13 protein-coding genes are annotated in these 18,772 nt (G+C 42.9%); 6 read left to right on the top strand and 7 right to left on the bottom strand.

Annotation, left to right across the window (positions count from 1 at the left end; translation table 11 throughout):
• Positions 1-2 precede the first annotated feature (2 nt).
• The 3 genes from BMW86_RS01195 (at position 3) to BMW86_RS01185 (ending at position 4,817) form a co-directional block, all read left to right on the top strand.
• Positions 3-1,451, top strand: coding sequence for a SusD/RagB family nutrient-binding outer membrane lipoprotein (locus BMW86_RS01195; RefSeq protein WP_089778166.1), 1,449 nt, complete (start codon positions 3-5; stop codon positions 1,449-1,451).
• Positions 1,452-1,542: 91 nt separating this feature from the next.
• Complete coding sequence (locus tag BMW86_RS01190) at positions 1,543-3,096, top strand: purple acid phosphatase family protein (protein WP_089783513.1); 1,554 nt, start codon at positions 1,543-1,545, stop codon at positions 3,094-3,096.
• Positions 3,093-4,817, top strand: a complete 1,725-nt coding sequence (locus tag BMW86_RS01185) for a cytochrome-c peroxidase (protein ID WP_218149089.1) — start codon at positions 3,093-3,095, stop codon at positions 4,815-4,817. The genes BMW86_RS01190 and BMW86_RS01185 overlap by 4 nt, the downstream gene beginning before the upstream one ends.
• Positions 4,818-4,826: 9 nt before the next feature.
• Here the strand turns inward: BMW86_RS01185 and BMW86_RS01180 are convergent, their stop codons facing one another.
• Complete coding sequence (locus tag BMW86_RS01180) at positions 4,827-5,135, bottom strand: VF530 family protein (protein ID WP_255372824.1); 309 nt, start codon at positions 5,133-5,135, stop codon at positions 4,827-4,829.
• 12 nt (positions 5,136-5,147) lie between these two features.
• Between BMW86_RS01180 and BMW86_RS01175 the strand changes: the two genes are divergently transcribed.
• Positions 5,148-7,322 (top strand): carbohydrate binding family 9 domain-containing protein, encoded by a 2,175-nt coding sequence (locus BMW86_RS01175; RefSeq protein ID WP_255372823.1) that lies wholly within the window; start codon positions 5,148-5,150, stop codon positions 7,320-7,322.
• 165 nt (positions 7,323-7,487) lie between these two features.
• On the top strand, positions 7,488-7,943 hold the full coding sequence (locus BMW86_RS01170) for a cold-shock protein (RefSeq protein WP_089778164.1): 456 nt from the start codon (positions 7,488-7,490) through the stop codon (positions 7,941-7,943).
• Between the two features lie 161 nt (positions 7,944-8,104).
• Here BMW86_RS01170 and BMW86_RS01165 read toward each other — a convergent pair whose 3' ends face one another.
• The gene (locus BMW86_RS01165) at positions 8,105-8,788 is read right to left on the bottom strand and encodes a response regulator transcription factor (RefSeq protein ID WP_089778162.1); all 684 of its coding nucleotides are present in this window, start codon (positions 8,786-8,788) and stop codon (positions 8,105-8,107) included.
• Positions 8,778-10,298, bottom strand: a complete 1,521-nt coding sequence (locus BMW86_RS01160) for a sensor histidine kinase (protein WP_143056449.1) — start codon at positions 10,296-10,298, stop codon at positions 8,778-8,780. Before BMW86_RS01160 ends, BMW86_RS01165 begins: the two co-directional genes overlap by 11 nt.
• A 145-nt stretch (positions 10,299-10,443) precedes the next feature.
• Here BMW86_RS01160 and BMW86_RS01155 point away from each other — a divergent pair, with 145 nt between their 5' ends.
• Positions 10,444-11,247 carry a GLPGLI family protein gene (locus tag BMW86_RS01155; RefSeq protein ID WP_089778158.1) on the top strand — a complete coding sequence of 268 codons (804 nt, stop codon included), beginning with the start codon at positions 10,444-10,446 and terminating at the stop codon, positions 11,245-11,247.
• A 260-nt stretch (positions 11,248-11,507) separates the two neighbouring features.
• Here the strand turns inward: BMW86_RS01155 and BMW86_RS01150 are convergent, their stop codons facing one another.
• The 4 genes from BMW86_RS01150 to BMW86_RS01135 form a co-directional block, all read right to left on the bottom strand.
• On the bottom strand, positions 11,508-14,318 hold the full coding sequence (locus tag BMW86_RS01150) for an outer membrane beta-barrel protein (RefSeq protein ID WP_089778156.1): 2,811 nt from the start codon (positions 14,316-14,318) through the stop codon (positions 11,508-11,510).
• A 232-nt stretch (positions 14,319-14,550) separates the two neighbouring features.
• The gene (locus BMW86_RS01145; protein ID WP_089778154.1) at positions 14,551-15,336 is read right to left on the bottom strand and encodes a helix-turn-helix domain-containing protein; all 786 of its coding nucleotides are present in this window, start codon (positions 15,334-15,336) and stop codon (positions 14,551-14,553) included.
• 30 nt (positions 15,337-15,366) lie between these two features.
• A complete protein-coding gene (locus tag BMW86_RS01140; RefSeq protein WP_089778152.1) occupies positions 15,367-16,332 on the bottom strand; it encodes an SDR family oxidoreductase in 966 nt (321 codons plus the stop codon).
• A gap of 220 nt (positions 16,333-16,552) precedes the next feature.
• Positions 16,553-18,628, bottom strand: a complete 2,076-nt coding sequence (locus BMW86_RS01135; RefSeq protein ID WP_089778150.1) for a beta-galactosidase — start codon at positions 18,626-18,628, stop codon at positions 16,553-16,555.
• Positions 18,629-18,772: the final 144 nt, after the last annotated feature.

The following is an 18,772-nucleotide window of genomic DNA, read 5'->3' as shown; positions in this document are numbered from 1 at the left end:
GCATGAAAGCGATATATATACTGGTGCTGATGTTATTACTGAGTGCCTGTACAAAGAATTTTGATGAGATCAATACTGATCCCAATACAGCAACGACTATTAGTCCGCAGTACCTTTTATCCACTGCCCTCATTAAAACAGCTTATGCATACCAGTACGATGCATTTATGGGGAAACCTGCAGAAGCGGGGCGTTACATTACCAAGGTGAGGAATGAAGAAGATGATTTATTCGGATGGTCTGCTGAGAGCTGGGATGGTTATTACGGAGCGCTGTCTGTTAATCAACAGTTGTATGCATTGGCTGCGCAAAGCGGGATGAAACAGTATATGGCTGTATCGCAGATTATCAGGGTGTTTAACTTTGCGTATATCACAGACCTGTATGGAGATTGCCCTTATAGTGAAGCATTGCTTTCGAAGGATAGTGGTATTGTTCATCCAAAGTATGATCAGCAGGAAGTGATTTATGCGGATTTGCTGAAGACGCTGACAGCGGCCAATGATAGTCTGGCGAATACGGACCTGGCTATCAATAGTACCTACGATGTATTGTATAACGGCAGTAATCTGAAATGGCGCAAGTTTGCGAATGCATTACATCTTCGTTTATTATTACGTATTTCTTCTCATGATGCTACTGCTTTTACAGCGATGCAAACAATGTTAAGTGATCCTGCAAAGTATCCTTTATTTGAAAGCAATGATGATAATGCAGCAGTGAAATACCTGGGTATTACTTCTGCTGATAGCTGGAGTGGAGGGAATCTGTTGAACCAGGCAACTGAGGTGAATAAGTATAAACCAAGTAAGGAAATAGTGGACACATTATTATCTCTGAATGATCCGCGACTGGCAATATGGGTAGCGCCAGTGACTTCATCAACAGGTTATACTGTTGATGGTAATACCTATGTAGGTGTACCAAATGCCATCCCTGCTCCTTATGATTATAATGGGGGAGAAGCACATATTTCTGAATTGTCTGCTATCTTTTATCAGAATGCAAATGATTTGCTGAAGGCGAGTTTAATGACATATGCAGAGCAGTGTTTTATTTTAGCTGAAGCGGTGCAGCGAGGTGCTGTTACTGTTAGTGGTGAAACGGCGGCTTCTCTTTATTATAAAGGTATTATAGCTTCTATGAAACAGAACGGAGCTGATGTTGATACTTATATGGATCAACCGGCTGTGGTGTATAAAGGCACATTATCCCAGCTGATTACACAGAAGTGGATAGCTTCATTTTTGAAGGGAGCAGAAGGATGGTTTGATCATCGCCGTACAGGATATCCAGCTTTTGTACCAGGGCCATTGTCTGCCATACGCAGTATCCCTTCCAGGTATATTTATCCTACAACGGAACAATCTTATAATCTTTTACAGTATCAATCTGCAGTAGCAAGACAGGGGGCCGACCAGACAACTACGTTGATGTGGTATCTTAAATAGCAGGTTACCACTGTTAACAATTAATATTAATTTCATAGCCAGGATTGTGATAAATAGTTTGAAAATGATTACCTCGCACAAAAAATCACAGATGAGACTTTTCCTGTTGGGATGTTTAATGATGGGTTGTATAACAGCAAATGCACAGGAGGATAATCCTGATGCGGCACCGGCGGCGTTGATCCGTGGACCTTATTTACAGGTAGGTTCAGCAACCAGTATGACGGTGCGCTGGCGTACTGATGTAGCTACCCGCAGCAGGGTACGCTATGGCGTTGAAAAGGCAGATCAGTTTGTGGATGATTCCATTTTACGTACGGAACATATTGTTACGGTGAAAGGTTTGCAGCCGCATACCCGTTATTACTATACCGTTGGTACTTTTACAGGTGTTTTGCAGGGAGATAAGGAGAATTACTTTTATACACTGCCGGAGACGGGTAAAGCTGCTATATACAGAATCGGTGCTTTCGGGGATTGCGGGAATAACTCCGTGAATCAAAGAAATGTAAAAGCGTCTGTATTGAAATACCTGGGTGAGAATTATATGGATGCCTGGTTACTGTTAGGGGATAATGCTTATAACAGTGGAACAGATGCAGAGTTTCAGGCTAAGTTTTTTAATATCTATAAGGATGATCTGTTGAAGAAATATCCGATGTTCCCTTCACCAGGCAATCATGATTATAATGATAAGGATTTCCCGGGAGCTGTTGAGATGGCGCAAAAGACTCATCAGACAGCTTATTACCAGAACTTCTCTATGCCAACACATGGAGAGTCCGGCGGAGTAGCTTCCAATACACAGGCTTTCTACTCTTTTGATGTAGGTAATATCCATTTCTTATCACTGGATTCTTATGGGATGGAAGAGAACCAGTATCGTTTGTATGATACACTGGGACCACAGGTACAATGGATAAAACGTGATCTGGAAGCGAATAAAAACAAACAGTGGATAGTGGCTTACTGGCATCATCCTCCTTATACCATGGGTTCTCATAATTCTGATGATACAGATGAACTGACTGCTATCAGAGAGAATTTCATCCGGATATTAGAGCGGTATGGTGTGGACCTGGTATTATGCGGGCATAGTCATGATTATGAGCGTTCCCGTTTAATGAAGGGGCATTATGGTAAGGAGGCTACTTTCAGCGCTGCGTTACATAATCTTAGTAACTCTTCCGGTTTATATGATGGCAGTGAGAATTCCTGTCCGTATGTAAAGGATGCAAGCGGTCGGGGTACTGTGTATGTAGTGACTGGTTCATCCGGTAAGCTGGGCGGTACACAACCTGCTTTCCCGCATAATGCGATGCAGTATTCCAATGCTACAGAAGGTGGCGCCAGTTTACTGGAAGTGCAGGGTAACAGGCTGGACCTCAAATGGATTTGTGCAGATGGAGTGATCAGAGATCATTTTACTATGATGAAAGAAGTAAACCAGCATAAGGTGATTAAGGCGAAAGCAGGAGAGCAGATTACGCTGACAGCCTCTTTTACAGGCAATTATAAATGGAGTGATCACGTAACGAATACACGTAGTATTACTATTACACCAAAGATGGGAACATCTTCTTATTTTGTGGAAGATAAAGAGAGTTGTGTGAAAGATTCTTTTACCATCATTGCTACTAAATGAAGATAATTTTTGTCCTTTCCGGTGTTTGCCTGTTTGCGGCTATGACGCTGGCTTTACCGGGAGGGACGCCCACACGTATCACTGATTACGTGAAAAAGACACAGGTTACTTTCAGTGCAAAGGCTACTGCTATGCAGCAGGCTATTGCACAGATAGATGCAAATGATACGGTTACACTATCCCGTGCTAAAGAGGCTTTGCGCGAATGCAGAGTTAGTTATAAACAGCTGGCGTTTTTTATGGAATACTTTTTTGCCAGTGAGGCATATGTATTCAATTCTCCACCCAAGTATGAAATAGATGAACCTTATATAGAGTATGAAGCTCCGGTAGGATTACAACAGATAGAATCATTGTTGTATGATTCTACGGTGTATTCCAGGAAAAAGGAACTGATGGCGCAGGCAGAGGTAGTGGCTAATACGGCTGCTGATCTGCCTTCGTTGTTATATCACTTCTCTGCTACGGACGGGCAGGTGTTTGAGAGTGTGAAGCTGGAGCTGATCCGTATTATGACCCTGTATATTTCGGGTTATGATGCACCTTTACTGAAGAGCGGAATAGAGGAGTCCAGGGTTGCTATGGAAGCAGTGAACGAAGTGGTGCTGCCTTATACGACTGCCAGTGACAGTATAGGGTATTCTCTGAGGAAAGCGATAGATTATCTGCGACGTGCTAAAGATTTTGATAAGTTTGACCGGTTAACTTTTTTAGTGGAGTATGCTTTGCCTTTAGAAAGGCAGTTGAGTGATTTTATGCATGCTAAGGGGTTTGATGTGCATAGTACTCCGGCATTGGATGAAGACCAGTTGTTTGGTAAGAATGCTTTGAGGAAAGCTGCATTTCCTGGTGGAGAAAATACAGGAGACAGTGCCTTAGGAAGACGACTGTTTTTTGAGACAGCTTTATCCGGGAATAATACACGCAGCTGTGCTACCTGTCATCAACCGGATAAACATTTTACAGATGGGTTAGTGAAGAATGTTGCGCTGGATAGTGGGTTACTACCCAGGAATACACCTGGTTTGTTATATGCCTGTTTTCAATATTCACAGTTCTGGGATGGACGGGTGAAGAGCCTGGAAGAGCAGGTACTTGCCGTGATGCATAGCAGGCAGGAAATGGATGCTAATGATGATACAGTTATTCACCGCCTGCAGAAAGTATATAAGGGCATTACCATGGATACGGTGGTACATGCACTGGCTGCTTATGTAAGAACATTATCGCCTTTTAACTCTCCTTTTGATCATTATATTAATGGGGATCGTGCTGCTTTAACGGCTTTGCAGAAACAAGGGTTTAATCTGTTTATGGGAAAGGGGCAATGTGGTACCTGCCACTTTGCACCGTTGTTTAATGGATTGACACCGCCTTTATATAACCGGACTGAATTTGAGGTGTTAGGTACTCCAATGAATGAAGACTTATTACATCCTGTTACAGATATGGATCATGGTCGTTATTCTTTTTTCAAAATAGGGTTTTATGAGGGAGCCTTTAAGACACCTACAGTGCGTAATGCCGCGGTAACGGGACCTTATATGCATCATGGAGCATTTAGCAATATGGATGAGGTAATAGATTTTTATGATAGGGGCGGAGGTAATGGAATAGGATTGCCATTGTCGAATCAGACGCTGGCTACTAACCAGCTGCATCTGGACAGTACTGAAAAGAAAGCGATTATTGCTTTTATGGAAGCGCTTACTGATGAATAGTTGAGAGTATTATTTGAGCTTGTTCTTACGCATGGAGTATTTGTAGAAATCTTCCACTTTGGTCCTTGCCCAGGGTGTTTTGCGTAAGAATTTTAAACTGGACTGGATAGAAGGGTTACTTGTAAAGCAGTTGATCCTGATTTGTTGTCCCAGTTCATCCCACCCATAACTTTCCACAAGATGTGTAACGATCATCTCAAGTGTTAATCCATGAAGTGGATCATTGGACATAGTTTCTAACGGCATACGTTCTCCTTTGGCACAAAGATAAGGTTGTGAATTGGTATTTGTTTTTTGTACTTTGATCAGCAGAACCATAATCTCATCATTTTGCGAATTATTCCCCGTCTATGTTGTGCTATCCTGCCTATATTTCCATTGGTGGCTGTAGCGCAAAAAAAGAACGAAGCCTTTCAACTGCATATACGCCGTGCCACTTCTCCTGTAAAGATCGATGGTGTGATGGATGAGCCGGCCTGGCAGGCTGCTGATGTAGCTACGGATTTCCACATGATATTGCCTATGGATACCAGTTATGCCAATGTACGGACAGATGTACGTATGGCCTATGACGATCAGCATATTTACCTGCTGGTGGTGAACTATAACGGGGCGCCGGGGCCTTATATGGTAGAATCCTTAAGAAGGGATTTCGCTTTTCTCAAAAATGATAATTTCCTGCTTTTCATGGACCCTTTTGATGACCAGACCAATGGTTATTCCTTTGGGGCAAATGCTGCCGGGGCCCAATGGGATGGGATTATGTATGATGGGGGCAAGGTTGATCTGAGTTGGGATAACAAATGGAGTTCAGTAGTCAAGAACTATCCTGATAAATGGATTTTTGAAGCAGTGATCCCTTTTAAGACGATCCGTTATAAAAAGGGGATCAGCAGATGGGGGATCAATTTTGGCCGGAATGACCTTAAAACCACAGAAAAGAGTAGCTGGGCACCAGTCCCCAGGCAGTTCCCTTCGGCTTCTTTAGCCTATACCGGTGTGTTGGAATGGGATGTACCACCACCAGACCCCGGGCCTAATATTTCGGTGATTCCTTATTTGTTGGGTGGTGTGAACAAGGATTATACAACGGGGAAAAAGGAGCATTACAGAGGAGATGCGGGAGTAGATGCAAAAATAGCCGTCACCTCTTCCCTGAACCTGGATCTGACGGTTAACCCCGATTTCTCGCAGGTAGATGTAGATAAGCAGGTAACGAACCTGGACAGGTTTGAGCTGTTCTTCCCGGAGAAGCGGCAGTTCTTCCTGGAGAACGGGGACCAGTTCACCAACTTCGGGTACAGCACTATCCGGCCTTTCTTTTCCAGGCGCATAGGGTTGGGAGTACCTATCCTCTTTGGCGCCAGGCTGAGTGGTAAACTGGACAAGAACTGGAGAATGGGATTGATGAATATGCAGACGGATGCGGAGGCATCTCTGGGCCTGCCTTCCCAGAATTTTACGGTAGCCGCGTTACAAAGGAGGGTGTTTGCAAGGTCGAATGTGGGGTTGTTGTTCATCAATAAGGAATCTATTAATTATCATCCTTCAGAAGATAAACCTGTGTATTCGCGCTATAACAGGAATCTGGGGATGGAGTATAACCTGGCCTCTTCCAATAATTTCTGGACGGGGAAGGCATTGCTGCTGAAGTCTGCGACTCCGGGTAAAACAGGGCACGACTGGGTACATGCTGCGAATCTTCAATATACCAGCAGGGTTTGGAATATAAGCTGGCAGCATGAATATGTAGGGCATAATTATAATGCAGAGGTAGGGTATGTACCCCGTCAGGGGTATATCAAGTTGTTGCCACAGGTAACACGTTTGTTCTTTCCAAAAGCAGGGCCAGTGCTGAGTCATGGGCCACAGGTGCAGCTAACGAATTTCTTTGATGAGCATATGAAGCGTACAGACAATGAGTTGTTGTTGTCTTATGGGATTGTGTTCCGCAAGCGGAATACACTGAGTGTATGGACTACGAACAGTTATGTGCGTTTGCTGCAGCCGTTTGACCCGACGAATACCGGGAAGGATAGTCTGGCTACAGGAACTGTGCATAGCTGGAACACAGTAGGTGTGGATTATGTATCCAGACCGCAAAGTCTTTTCACGTATTCTTTTTCCGGGCGTTATGGCGGTTATTATGCAGATGGGACGCGACTAACACTGGGCGGGGAGCTGGGCTACCGTTTTCAACCGTATGTGAGTATTGCGCTGAGTACAACTTATAATGATATCCACCTGCCGCAGCCCTGGGGCAGGAATGCCTTTCTGCTGGCGGGGCCCAGGCTGGATGTTACCATGACCAACACGCTCTTCTTTACAGGTTTTATGCAGTATAATGAGCAGTTGAAGAATATGAATCTGAATACGCGTTTGCAGTGGAGGTATCGTCCGGCATCTGATCTGTTCATTGTATATACGGATAATTATCTGCCCGCGCCTTTGGCGATTAAAACGAGGGCGTTGGTCATAAAGCTGGTGTACTGGTTGAATATCTGAATGTAATTAAATTAATATATGACTGCTGAGCGTGGCTCTGCGCCCTATAGTATTGAATGTTGCTTGACAAAGAGTTATTTTTTTTGTACCTTCATATAAATCACGTTGTTCGTTCCACTTACTTTTATTTCACCCGGAACGGATATAAATGATAGCAATTACACTATGGGTAGATCACAAGAAACTTTCAGTAAAAAAGAAAACGAAAAGAAAAGATTAAAAAAGAAAAAAGACAAGGAAGAAAAGAAGGCCGAAAGACAAGCCAATTCAAAACCAGGTAAAACACTGGAAGAAATGATGGCTTACATCGATGAGAATGGTAACATTTCATCAACTCCACCAGATCCCAAGAAAAAGAAGATTATCAGAAGCGAAGACATCCAGATTGGTGTTGCAAAACAGCAACCTATGGATGAGGCTGAACTGATCCGTAAGGGAGTGGTTACATTCTTTAATGAATCCAAAGGTTATGGCTTTATTAAAGACCTTCAGACTCAGGAGAGCATATTTGTGCATATCAATGAGCTGGTGGATGCGATAAAAGAGCATGACAAAGTAACCTTTGAAGTGCAGATGGGACATAAAGGCCCGAACGCAGTATCAGTGAAAAAGAGCAGTTAAGTAGACACCGGTCTTTACTTTCAATATCTTTTTATGGTATTAAGGTACCATAACGGAAAAAGTTTGAAGTAAGGTGAATAATATTATAGCCTGAAAAACCGTCCTTATGGACGGTTTTTTTATTGGGGAAGATATTTGATAAGTGATCTTCATTAAAGAATTTAACCCAGTACAAACCTGTAGCCCACACCCTTTATTGTTAATATTTCCAGGTTTTCATCTTCTTTCAGGCACACGCGCAGCCGGGTAATGTATACATCAAGATTACGGCTATTGAAAAACGAATCATTGCCCCATAACAGGTTGAGTATGCTTTTCCTGTCTATGATACCATCACGGTTTTCGTATAATAACTTAAGTAATTCACTTTCCCTGTACGATAGTTTTTTCTCTTCACTTCCATTTGTCAACAGCTGGCGGTTAGTATAGAACCTGAACCTGCCTATCCTGACATAGTCGACAGCAGGTGAAGATGACCGGTCTGTTTTACGTAATACATTATCGATGCGTACAATCAGTTCTTCCAGGCTGAAAGGCTTACGGATATAATCATTGCCACCCAGTGTAAAGCCCTTTACGAGATCGGCCGTTTGTGTTTTGGCCGTCAGGAATAAAATGGGTACCTCCGGATTGAGGGCACGTATCTCTTCCGCAATTTCAAACCCATCTTTATTGGGCAGCATTACATCCAGTATACATACTGCGGGTTTTATCTGTTTATACAGTTCCATCACTTTAGCTCCGTCACATTCCATTATCACCTCAAAGCCTCTGCCCTGTAAGCTTTCCTTCACAATTTTCCCCAGGAATAATTCGTCTTCAACATATAAAATTTTAATACTCATTTAATCCTGTTTTGAACTTTACAATCCGTCCCTTATCGTAATGAATAACTGGTGCTTCTGCAAAGGGAAGCTTAACGGAAAAAGTACTGCCTTTATCCAGCTCGCTTTTCACCTCTATAAAACCGCCATGGCGTTGTAATATATGCGACACATAACTTAAACCAAGGCCATATCCTTTTATATTATGCCGGTTGCCACTGGGTACGCGAAAGAACTTTTCGAATATTTTGCTTTTGTATTCCTTTGCAATACCTATCCCGTTGTCTGTTACACTTATTTCCAGGTATTGTGAATGATCAATGATATGAATAAGGATTTCCGGGTCTTTAATGCTGTACTTCAAAGCATTGTCCAGCAAATTATAGAGTACACTTGTCAGATGAAGCTTGTCGGCCGTAATGATAAAATTTTTACCTGTTGTTTCCAGTATTGTGATGGCCTTTTGTTTTTCAAACTGCAACTTCATTGAGAGCATTACTCCTTTGGCCAGCTCTACAAGATCAAACTGTTCTTTATTTAAAGCGATTTCTTTATTCTCAAACATTGACAGCTTTAATACTTTATCTACCAATAAACCCAGTCTTTGCATTTCACCGGCCGATATATCAAGATATTCGTCTGTTCTTTGCGGATCATCCAACACATTAAAACTCCTTAAGGCTTCTATGGCTACACTTACGGTGGCAATAGGTGTTTTCAGCTCATGTGTCATGTTGTTGATAAAATCATTCTTAAGCTGTGCCAGCTTTTGCTGTTGTTTCAGGTTCCTGTATAACAGTAGAAATGAAAATATAGTGACACCCAGCAATAGAAATGAGATCAGGATAGGCTGACTGATACGCTTCAGCAGGTACCAGGTATTGTTGTCAAATATAACCTGGTATCTGACAGGTTTTGTAAAACCAATGGTAACGATGTTGCCTTCCAGGTCGTCCGGGACTAGTGCGAAATCTGGTTCAGCGGGACCTAGTTTAGCGGTATCGGCAGGAAGGATATTTATGATGAAAGGCAAATTTATCTTTTCTCTTTCCAGTGCTTTATGGTATCGATCGATCACTTCTTTTACAGTAATCGAATCGCGCAGTGAGTCTACATCTACCAGGAAATCAAACACTCTTCTTCCAGGCACCGCTTTATTTATCCTGTATTGTACATTAAAGGAATCCCTCTCCGGACCCGCAAGGTCTGCTCTATTCATCGCTACGATCATTGTTTGCCTCAGCGCTGGTTTTGCAGAGGAAGAATCCCTTATTTTTTCTCTCAGCACATTTGATATGCCGATCACTCCTTCACGATCCTGTACACGGATATTGATCCCGGAATCCATTTGTAACTTGGCTGCCTGCAGCCGGAAGATCGTCTCTCTGAAAAGTACATTGGTCCGGGTGGTAAAAATCCTTTTTTCTTCCTGGTAATTCTTATGCAGCCAGTATCCCTGGAAAACTGTGATAGTCACAATAGTCAATGTAATCAGAAAAGCCGTAACCGGTATGGAAAGTTTATATCGCACCTGGTTGTATGGTTTATTATAGCAAATGTATCATTTCCTTTTTCCCTTCAGCAAGCACATTAACCTTAATTAACATTAAAGCAAGGCATGTTAACCTCTGTTACGGCAAGAACCGGATAGCTTTATTTTCTTAAAAATACACAGAATGAAAAAGATATTTTTTACATTTTGCATGGGCCTGGCACTGATGACTGCCAATGGCCAGCAAAAACAAGGCAGGGTATTGTACGAGCGTACAACACAAATGCAGATGCACATCAAGGGTATGGGTATGAGTGAAAGTGAGGAGCAGCTTCTTCCCCGTTCACTCAAAGACAAACTGGAAATATTGTTTGACAATAACCAGTTGCTGCGCCGCGCAGTGGTGGATGAAACGCCTGAAGAGTTTACTCAGGAAGATGGCGGTATGCAGCTTCGTACGGTAATAGCCGATGCCGATGATGTGACCTATATTAATTTTGCCACCAGCCAGGTGATAGCACAACGCGAATTTGCTGCGAAGAACTATATTATTGCCGACAGCATCCACAAGCTGAACTGGAAACTGACCGGCGAAACCAGCACTATTCTCGGTTATCCCTGTCAGCAGGCAGTGGCCCAAAGTATTGGTAAGCGCAACATCACCACCATGGAGAACGGGCAGATGAAAAAACAGGAAGTGCCGGATACATCCAATATCATGGTTTGGTTCACGCTTTCCATTCCGGTACCGGCAGGGCCTGAATATGAAGGACAATTACCAGGCCTTATCCTCGGTATTGACATTAATGCTGGTCGCATTGTTTACAAGGCGGTTGAAGTATCTCCCCAGGTTGATGTAGCGGCTATTAAACAGCCCTCAAAAGGGAAAAAAGTAACGATGGAAGAGTTTAATAAAGAGCGCGATAAAACGGTGGCAGAAATGCAACGTAATAATACAGGGAGAGGAAGAATGATCCAAATCAATTAACAAACAGCAGGGCTGTTTCAAAAGTAACTAATAGACCCTCGATACGTTTACTGCAAAACATAATAGGCTCCGTTAGGAGCCCCGTGTTTGTAGCAATAATTTATCTTCTACATAATAGACTCCGTTAGGAGTCCCCTAAAATTGCTAATATCAGGGGACTCCTAACGGAGTCTGTGTTTTGTTGTTCTATTTATTTTCTACAAACACGGGGCTCCTAACGGAGCCTTAATACTTTTGATAGCCTGATTTTTCTTTACGTATTACTGTCGTATAATTTTCATTCCGCCATCTGGTCTGACACTTGTAAGACCGTTTTTACTCAGGCTATAAGTAAAGCTCAGGAGAAAAAAGCGCTGCAGGTTTTTTATCCGGCTGTCTTCGATATAATTCTGGTTGCTGGTACGACTGATCCCTATATTTTCATTGAGCATATCAAAAACACTCAGTTTTAGCTCCCCTCTGTTAAAACGCAGGAACTGGCGGCTAACAGCCATATTCCATAATGGTACCCTGGCATTAAAGCCCTTCGCACGCTGGCTGTTAACAGTATAAGTAAAGCTGGTGGTAAAGTAAAAACGGGATGGCAACTGACAATTGATTTCACCTTCATATTGCTGTGAAAAATAGCTGGTGTTAAGGGCAGCCTGCAATGAATAGCTGGTTTTATAATAATTAAAGCCACCGCTTAACGACAGGTCTACTTTATCAGAAGGATTCAGATCGAAGCGTACCTCAGGCCCCAGGCTAATGGTACCTATGGTATTAGCCACGGTATTAATGAATTGTTTCGTTTTTCCGTATCCCATATTGCTGCTGAAATTAACCGAACCTTTCAGCAAACGGAGTGGCAGGCCAAGGTTAAAATTACCAGTCATATTGTATATCCCGTTTACATTTACCGGGCGGGTATATTTAATACCGAGAGTATCCACTACATCGTAGTTCACAATTTTGTGCTGTGTTTCCTGCAGGTTGAAAAACGCAAACAGGTTTTTATTTTTGAAAGGGTTCACAGATATAAAATTCAGCTGTACCGCATGTGTAAACTCCTGTTTCAGATCAGGATTTCCTTCGCGGATATTGAGAGGATCAGTAATATCAGGTACCGGTTGCAGCTGTGACATATCAGGCTGTCTGGTAATAGCCGCATAGTTAATACTAATATTGCGGTAGCGGGTGAAATCGTATTTAAACCGGAGCGATGGCAGCAGGTTATAGAATGTTTTATGAATAACCGAATCGCTGGTACCAGCGATGATCTTACCTTTTAACTCCGCCTTTTGCCAATTCAAACCGGCAGCGAGGCTGAATTGTTTCTGCTGTGTGCGTAGACGTAATCCTGCATTCGTATAATCGTAAGTATTTTCGAAATTGTTGGTCAGGCCCGTATTCAATTGATCAAACTTCCCGCTTTGCCCGTTATAGTCATATGTTACCTTATCAGACGTACTGCTGGAATTGCTTCTGCCCAGGCTGAATTCAAGCAGTGAACGTTTAAACAGCGGTTCTGTATATACGGCACGTATGGTATAGCTGTTCAACGCACCCGTTACAACATTACGCTGATTGATGGAATCAATTGAGGTGCCATGATTGTAAAACTGGTTTATAGAAAGCAGGCTACCATTGCTTTTGCTGTTATTGAAGCTGTTTTGCAGGCTGAGTGAAAACGTCCGGCCCCGGCGATGGAATTTTTTCCTGAACAACAGATCATTGCGGAAATTGCTACCATAACCTGAGGAATAGTTATTGCTGAAGCCCTGGTTAGCCAGTTGTTTATCTTCAGAAAGTGTTTCATAATTGCTGTAACTGTTATTGCGGGTTTCCTGGTAACCAATGGAAGGTGATATTTTGAGTGAATGAAAAGAATCGATGCGGATATCTGCACTGAGATTAAGGCGATGGCTGTTATTAAGGTTATCACTGACGGCATGCTGGTTGTAGTAATAAGAAGAATCGGGCAGGAAATACTGGCGTCCTATCGTACTTTCCTGGTAAGGGTTGTAGCGGTTGTAAAAATAATTGCTGGTGAAATCAGTGTTATTCCCGATGATGTTATTGTAGTTAAATCCGCTACCCCAGATGGTCTTGATACCGTTGCTGTTACTGTTACCCATTAATGCAGTAATGGGATCATCCGAATTCAGGGATAAGTTCATATTTCCGTTGCCGCTTTGGCGCTGGCGATTCAGTTCTCCGGTAAAATTCATCAGGTCCATAAATGAAAAGCCTTCCGCGTTGGTATTATTAGCCATGCCAATGACAGAGAACTGCCGGGCCCCTTTAAAGGAGTTTACATTAAAACGTCCTTCATACCTGTCGTTAGTACCTGCTCCGGCAGACGCTTTACCAAACAGCCCTTTCTTTTTATCCTGTTTCAGTTTCAGGTTGATGGTCCTTTCACTATTGCCATCGTCGAAGCCGGTCAGCTGAGCAGCATCGCTCAGCCGGTCGTATACCTGTACTTTGTCTACCGCATCGGCAGGGAGGTTTTTAGTAGCGGTTTTAGGATCGGTACCAAAAAATTCTTTACCGTCTACCAGTACGCGGTTTACTTTTTGTCCCTGGGCTTTTACCGTACCATCTTTATCCACCTGTATCCCTGGCATTTTCTTAAGCAGTTGTTCCACACTGGCATTGGGCTGTGTTTTAAATGAGCCTGCATTGTATTGAACGGTATCGCCGATAAGGGTAACAGGAGGAGCTTCGGCAGTTACCACCACTTCCTTCAATGTTATACTCAGGTCATAGAGTACGATGGTATTAAAGTGGACGGCAGGAGCTGCATCGGTGATGATGACAGGCCGGCTGGTATTGTGATAGTTTACATGGGTAATCAGCAGGCGATATTCTCCTTTGGCAATACCGGTAAGTACAAAATCGCCTTTGTTGTCCGTCATCGTAAAGCTGACCAGCGAAGAGTCTTTTTTCTGTAAAAGGGTAATAGTGGCTGAAGCAACGGGTTGCCTGGCTATACTATCGAATACGGTACCGTTAACAGAACCATTCTTTTGAGCGTGAGCAGCTATAGCAAAACAGCAGGTTGTCAGGAGTAAGCAGATCTTTTGCATGGAGTTTTTTTACTTCATAAACTGCTTACGAAAGTAGTTCCGCCATCTGCAAAAGCAGGTTAACAAGCCTTGCATTAATGTTAAGGAAAGTTAATGTTTGGTAATCCTTTTTTACAGTTGTCAGATGGGAAAAATCCCAATCAGGCATATTGATACATTTCAAAAAGAGCCGGGATACCTTCTCGCAACATCTAATCAGATAAATCCTGTACAACTATACTTTAGCCTGTTGCTACTTAAGTAATTCACCTGGCGACTGCCCGAACTGTTTTTTAAAAGCAAATGAAAAATGGGAGAGGTCTTCGAAGCCCAGGTGCAGATAAATTTCGCTGGGTTTCTGACTTTCATTCCGGATCAGGAAATACGCTTCATCCAGTCGTTTTCTTGTAAGCCAGTGCCCTGGTGTTTCATTAAACTGTTTTTGAAAGTCCCTCTTAAAGGCAGATAAACTTCTTCCCGTCAAAAAAGCAAAACGTTCCAGGCTGATGTTGAACCGGTAATTCCGGTTCATAAAAGCAGCCAGGTCTATTTTTTCCGGAGCGCCGAAATTGAACAGCACACCTGCCAGATCAGCATCATTTCTTAACAGGATCAGCAGCAGTTCTTCCCGCTTGATGTCGGCAAAGGTCTCATCAATTTCGGCTTCTCCCAGATAATATGGTTCAAGTGAGAGAATAAAGCTACGGAGCAGTTGATTGTCTTTTAAAAACAGGACCGAATCGTCATGATTTACGATTTTTACATCAGTAGGATGTCTTTCCAGAAATCTTCTTAAAAAAAGTTCATCAAGGGCGATAACGATCTTGTGGAAGTCGCCATCCTGAGGGCGCTTAACATAACGCAGCAAATGATTTTTTCTGGCAATACAGTAATCACCAGGATTCATCTGATAAAGTTTATCACCATTATAAGTCGTCATTGAACCTTTTAGCAGATACATGAAGAAATGCTCCGGAATCACCTGTTCCGGAGATATTTCAGGACCTAAATGACAAGACTGCAGACTTTGTGCTTTCACTTAAAACTGGATTAGTCCTTTCAAAAGTAATTATTTTCCCAGCGTATCAACACTTGCCAGAATTGCCTCTTCCTTACTTCGCGGAGTCCAGCCAAGTACTCTTCCCGCTTTTTCATTGGACATTGCGATATAAAGGGATTGATCCAAAGGTTTAAGATCAGCGATCTCTCCTGCCTTATCAGCTTTTTCTTTCCTTATCAGCTGTGCTACATCATAAAGACTCATCACACCTTCTGCAGTGGCCAGGAACCGTTCTCCTTTTGCAGCCGGGTGTGTCATTGCGAGTACATGTATCTCTGCTACATCACGCACATCCACAACACCAAAGGTGAATCCAGGGGTTTCTTTCATCTGACCATCGAGAATAGCTTTAATCAGGCCGATGGATGTAGAATAATCCTTTCCTAAAGCTGGTCCAAAAACACCAACCGGATTGATGACCGATAATTCCATGCTCCCGCCTTCCTGGTTTATAAAATCCCAGGCAGCCTGTTCTGCGAGTGTTTTAGACTTGATATAGGCACCGGTGGCCTTGTTCGCATCAGTCCAATCTTTCTCTGTAAACACATGCCCCTTTGGATCAATGCTATAACCAATGGCAGCAAATGAAGACGTCAATACCACACGTTTTACACCTGCATCACGGGATGCCCTGAGAACCCTCAATGCACCTTCCCGTGCGGGAATGATCAGTTCGTTCTCATCTTTAGGCTCTCCCATGGGGAATGGAGAAGCTACATGCAGCACATAGGTACAGCCTTTTACGGCATCGTTCCAGTTATTGTCGCTGGTCAGATCAGCCTCAACAAAGGAAAGATTTTCGAAAGAAGTAATGCCTGCTTCTTTGAGCATACTGATTACTTCATCTTTCCTGGCAAGTGAGCGCAAAGATGTTTTTACTTTAAATCCTGCTTTTAAAAGATACAGGATGCAATAGATACCGACAAATCCGGTACCTCCGGTAACTAAGACTGTTTGTTTTTCTAAATTTTCCATACAGCAAAGCTATCATAAAATTCATCCGGGTCTTTTGTTTAAAAGTCCATTTTTACTTTGTTCAGAAGTCCAGCAGGTAGTGGCTCAGTTTAATTTTTGGGTGCAGGGCGAAGCCCTTCAAAACCCCTTTAATTTTTTCTGATGATGCGAAGCATCATCAGAAAAAATTGCTCTTTGATCAAAATAGATCAAACTGAGTTTTTAAGTTTCCCGGATTAGTTTATTGCTCCTCAACAATCTGGAATCCCCAGGCTGGTAAGGTAATCTGGCTTTGCATTGCCACGTTTTCATCCGTAAGCAAAGCTATACCCCTGGGGTAAGGATAAATAAATGTTTTTGCTTCAGCAGAATAGTTGAAGTAATAATGAATGGCTTTGCCTTGTTGATTGGTACCAGATTTGGTAATCAATGGAAATTTCAATTCCTGGTCTTTCCCCCATAAGCCAGCACCTTTCACGGCATCTTCCAGGATTCTTTCGGTGATGGTGTTACTGGTCCCACAGCCTATATAAGTCGCCACTCCTTTGCCATAATTATTCCGGGTCACCGCTGCATATCTGCCCCATGCCGGATGGTCATACCAGGCCAGTACTTTGGCTGTTACAGGTGTGATCAGTTCCATCCATTTTTCAGCATAGTTCTGGGTGCCGGCATGAAAAGGGTCATCCTTCAGGCTGACTTTTTCAGGAACGGTGAACTGGGTATACATGATACCACAGGCCTCACTGATTATACCCGGCTGACGGACTGATCTTACTTTATTATGCTCATCTGCAAAGCCACTTTTAAAAGTGTATACGACATGGCCACCATTTTTTACAAAACGGTTTAAACGCAGTAACAAACTGTCAGGTGCAGCATATAATGCAGGGATCACGATGAGTTTGTATTTTTCTATTTGCGTGCTGGACGGGTCAATAAAATCAACACCGACGTTCATGTTATAAAGAATGTCGTACATCGGTCTGAGAATACCATTATAATTACCCGGACCAAAAGAATTGTATGCAGTTAACGCTTCATTGCTGAATAATATCGCTACATCATTTTTCTTTTTGAGATTGGCAAGATGAGCCCCGAGTTTTTTAAAGTCAGTACCGATCGTTTTAGCCTCATTGTAGGTTGGGTTAGGCTCGAAATCATGGCTGAGCAAGCCTTTCCAGTAAGTCTCCGCTGAATTGTGTATGGAATGCCAATGCCAGTAAGAAACCATATCGGCACCTGAAGCCAGGTGGCTGAAGGCCTGCAGCCGTAGCTGACCGGGATAAGGGACCCATTGCGGAAATCCCTGTGCCTCCGTTTCCATGACCAGGTAATTCTGTCCGCCTTTCATAGACCTGGCTACATCCCCTCCAAAGGAAATTTCTGCTCCTGTAAGTTTATCCTGTGATGGGTGGTAAATATCCACACCTGCGATATCAAGCACTTTGGCAGCAGCAAAATGATCTACCTCAGGTTGTATACCATAGGAATGCCCCTGCCAGTCAAAATCAAAGTTTTGTGTAATGAACTGATCGTTTCTTTTGTATTCACGAACGATCTTAGCCTGCCATGCGAGGTAGTCTGTAACCAGCGAACGCTGGAATTTGGCAAATTCTGCATTAAGACTGGCGTTAATGCTTCCATTAACGGAGGGAAAGTCGTCCCAGTTGTTGATCCGGTTACTCCAGTAATCCAGGCCAAATATCCTGTTCAAACTATCCAGCGAGGGATACCTGGCTTTCATATAAGCTACAAACAGGGCCTGCACATTTGGGCCGCTTGTCCCGTAAGACTTGGTCTCATTGTCTATCTGATATCCGATAATTGCCGGGTGATCCTTTATATGCTCAAGCATTTTGCGGATAGCTTTTTCAGCATAAGTTCTGAAATGGATGTTGGTGATATCCATATTCTGACGTGCACCGTATTGATTAGGCCCCCTGGAAGTAATGGCCAGCACATCGGGATATTTTCTAACCAGCCAGGTGGGTACTGCATAGGTGGGGGTTCCTATGATTACACTGATGCCGGCCTTATGCATCGCATTCAGCACACGGTCTATATGAGTAAAATCGTAAACCCCTTCCTGAGGCTCCATTGTACTCCAGGTAGATTCCGCTATACGAACAACGTTGATGCCAGCTTCTTTCATCATCCCGATATCCTTATCGAGGCGATCATAAGGCATGTATTCGTCGTAGTATGCAACGCCGAATAAGATCTTATTTTTAGGGGTTTGGGCAACGCTTGCAGCCGAATTAAAAATAATTGTGAAAATTACACTTATTGAGATGAACAAAGCATTTTTTCCCATACTGGAATTTATTTAGGTACTAAATTGGATCATCCAATTTAGTACATTGAAATTAAAAAATGTAATTACTCTGTTCAGTTCTTTATAAGATTACTATATGGGGGGATCTTACCGGAAGGCTTTGACAGGTAGCTGAAAAATGTT

This window comes from Chitinophaga sp. YR573 (assembly GCF_900110995.1).
Classification (GTDB): Bacteria; Bacteroidota; Bacteroidia; order Chitinophagales; family Chitinophagaceae; genus Chitinophaga.
This window is presented reverse-complemented; position numbering and strand designations above follow the sequence as displayed.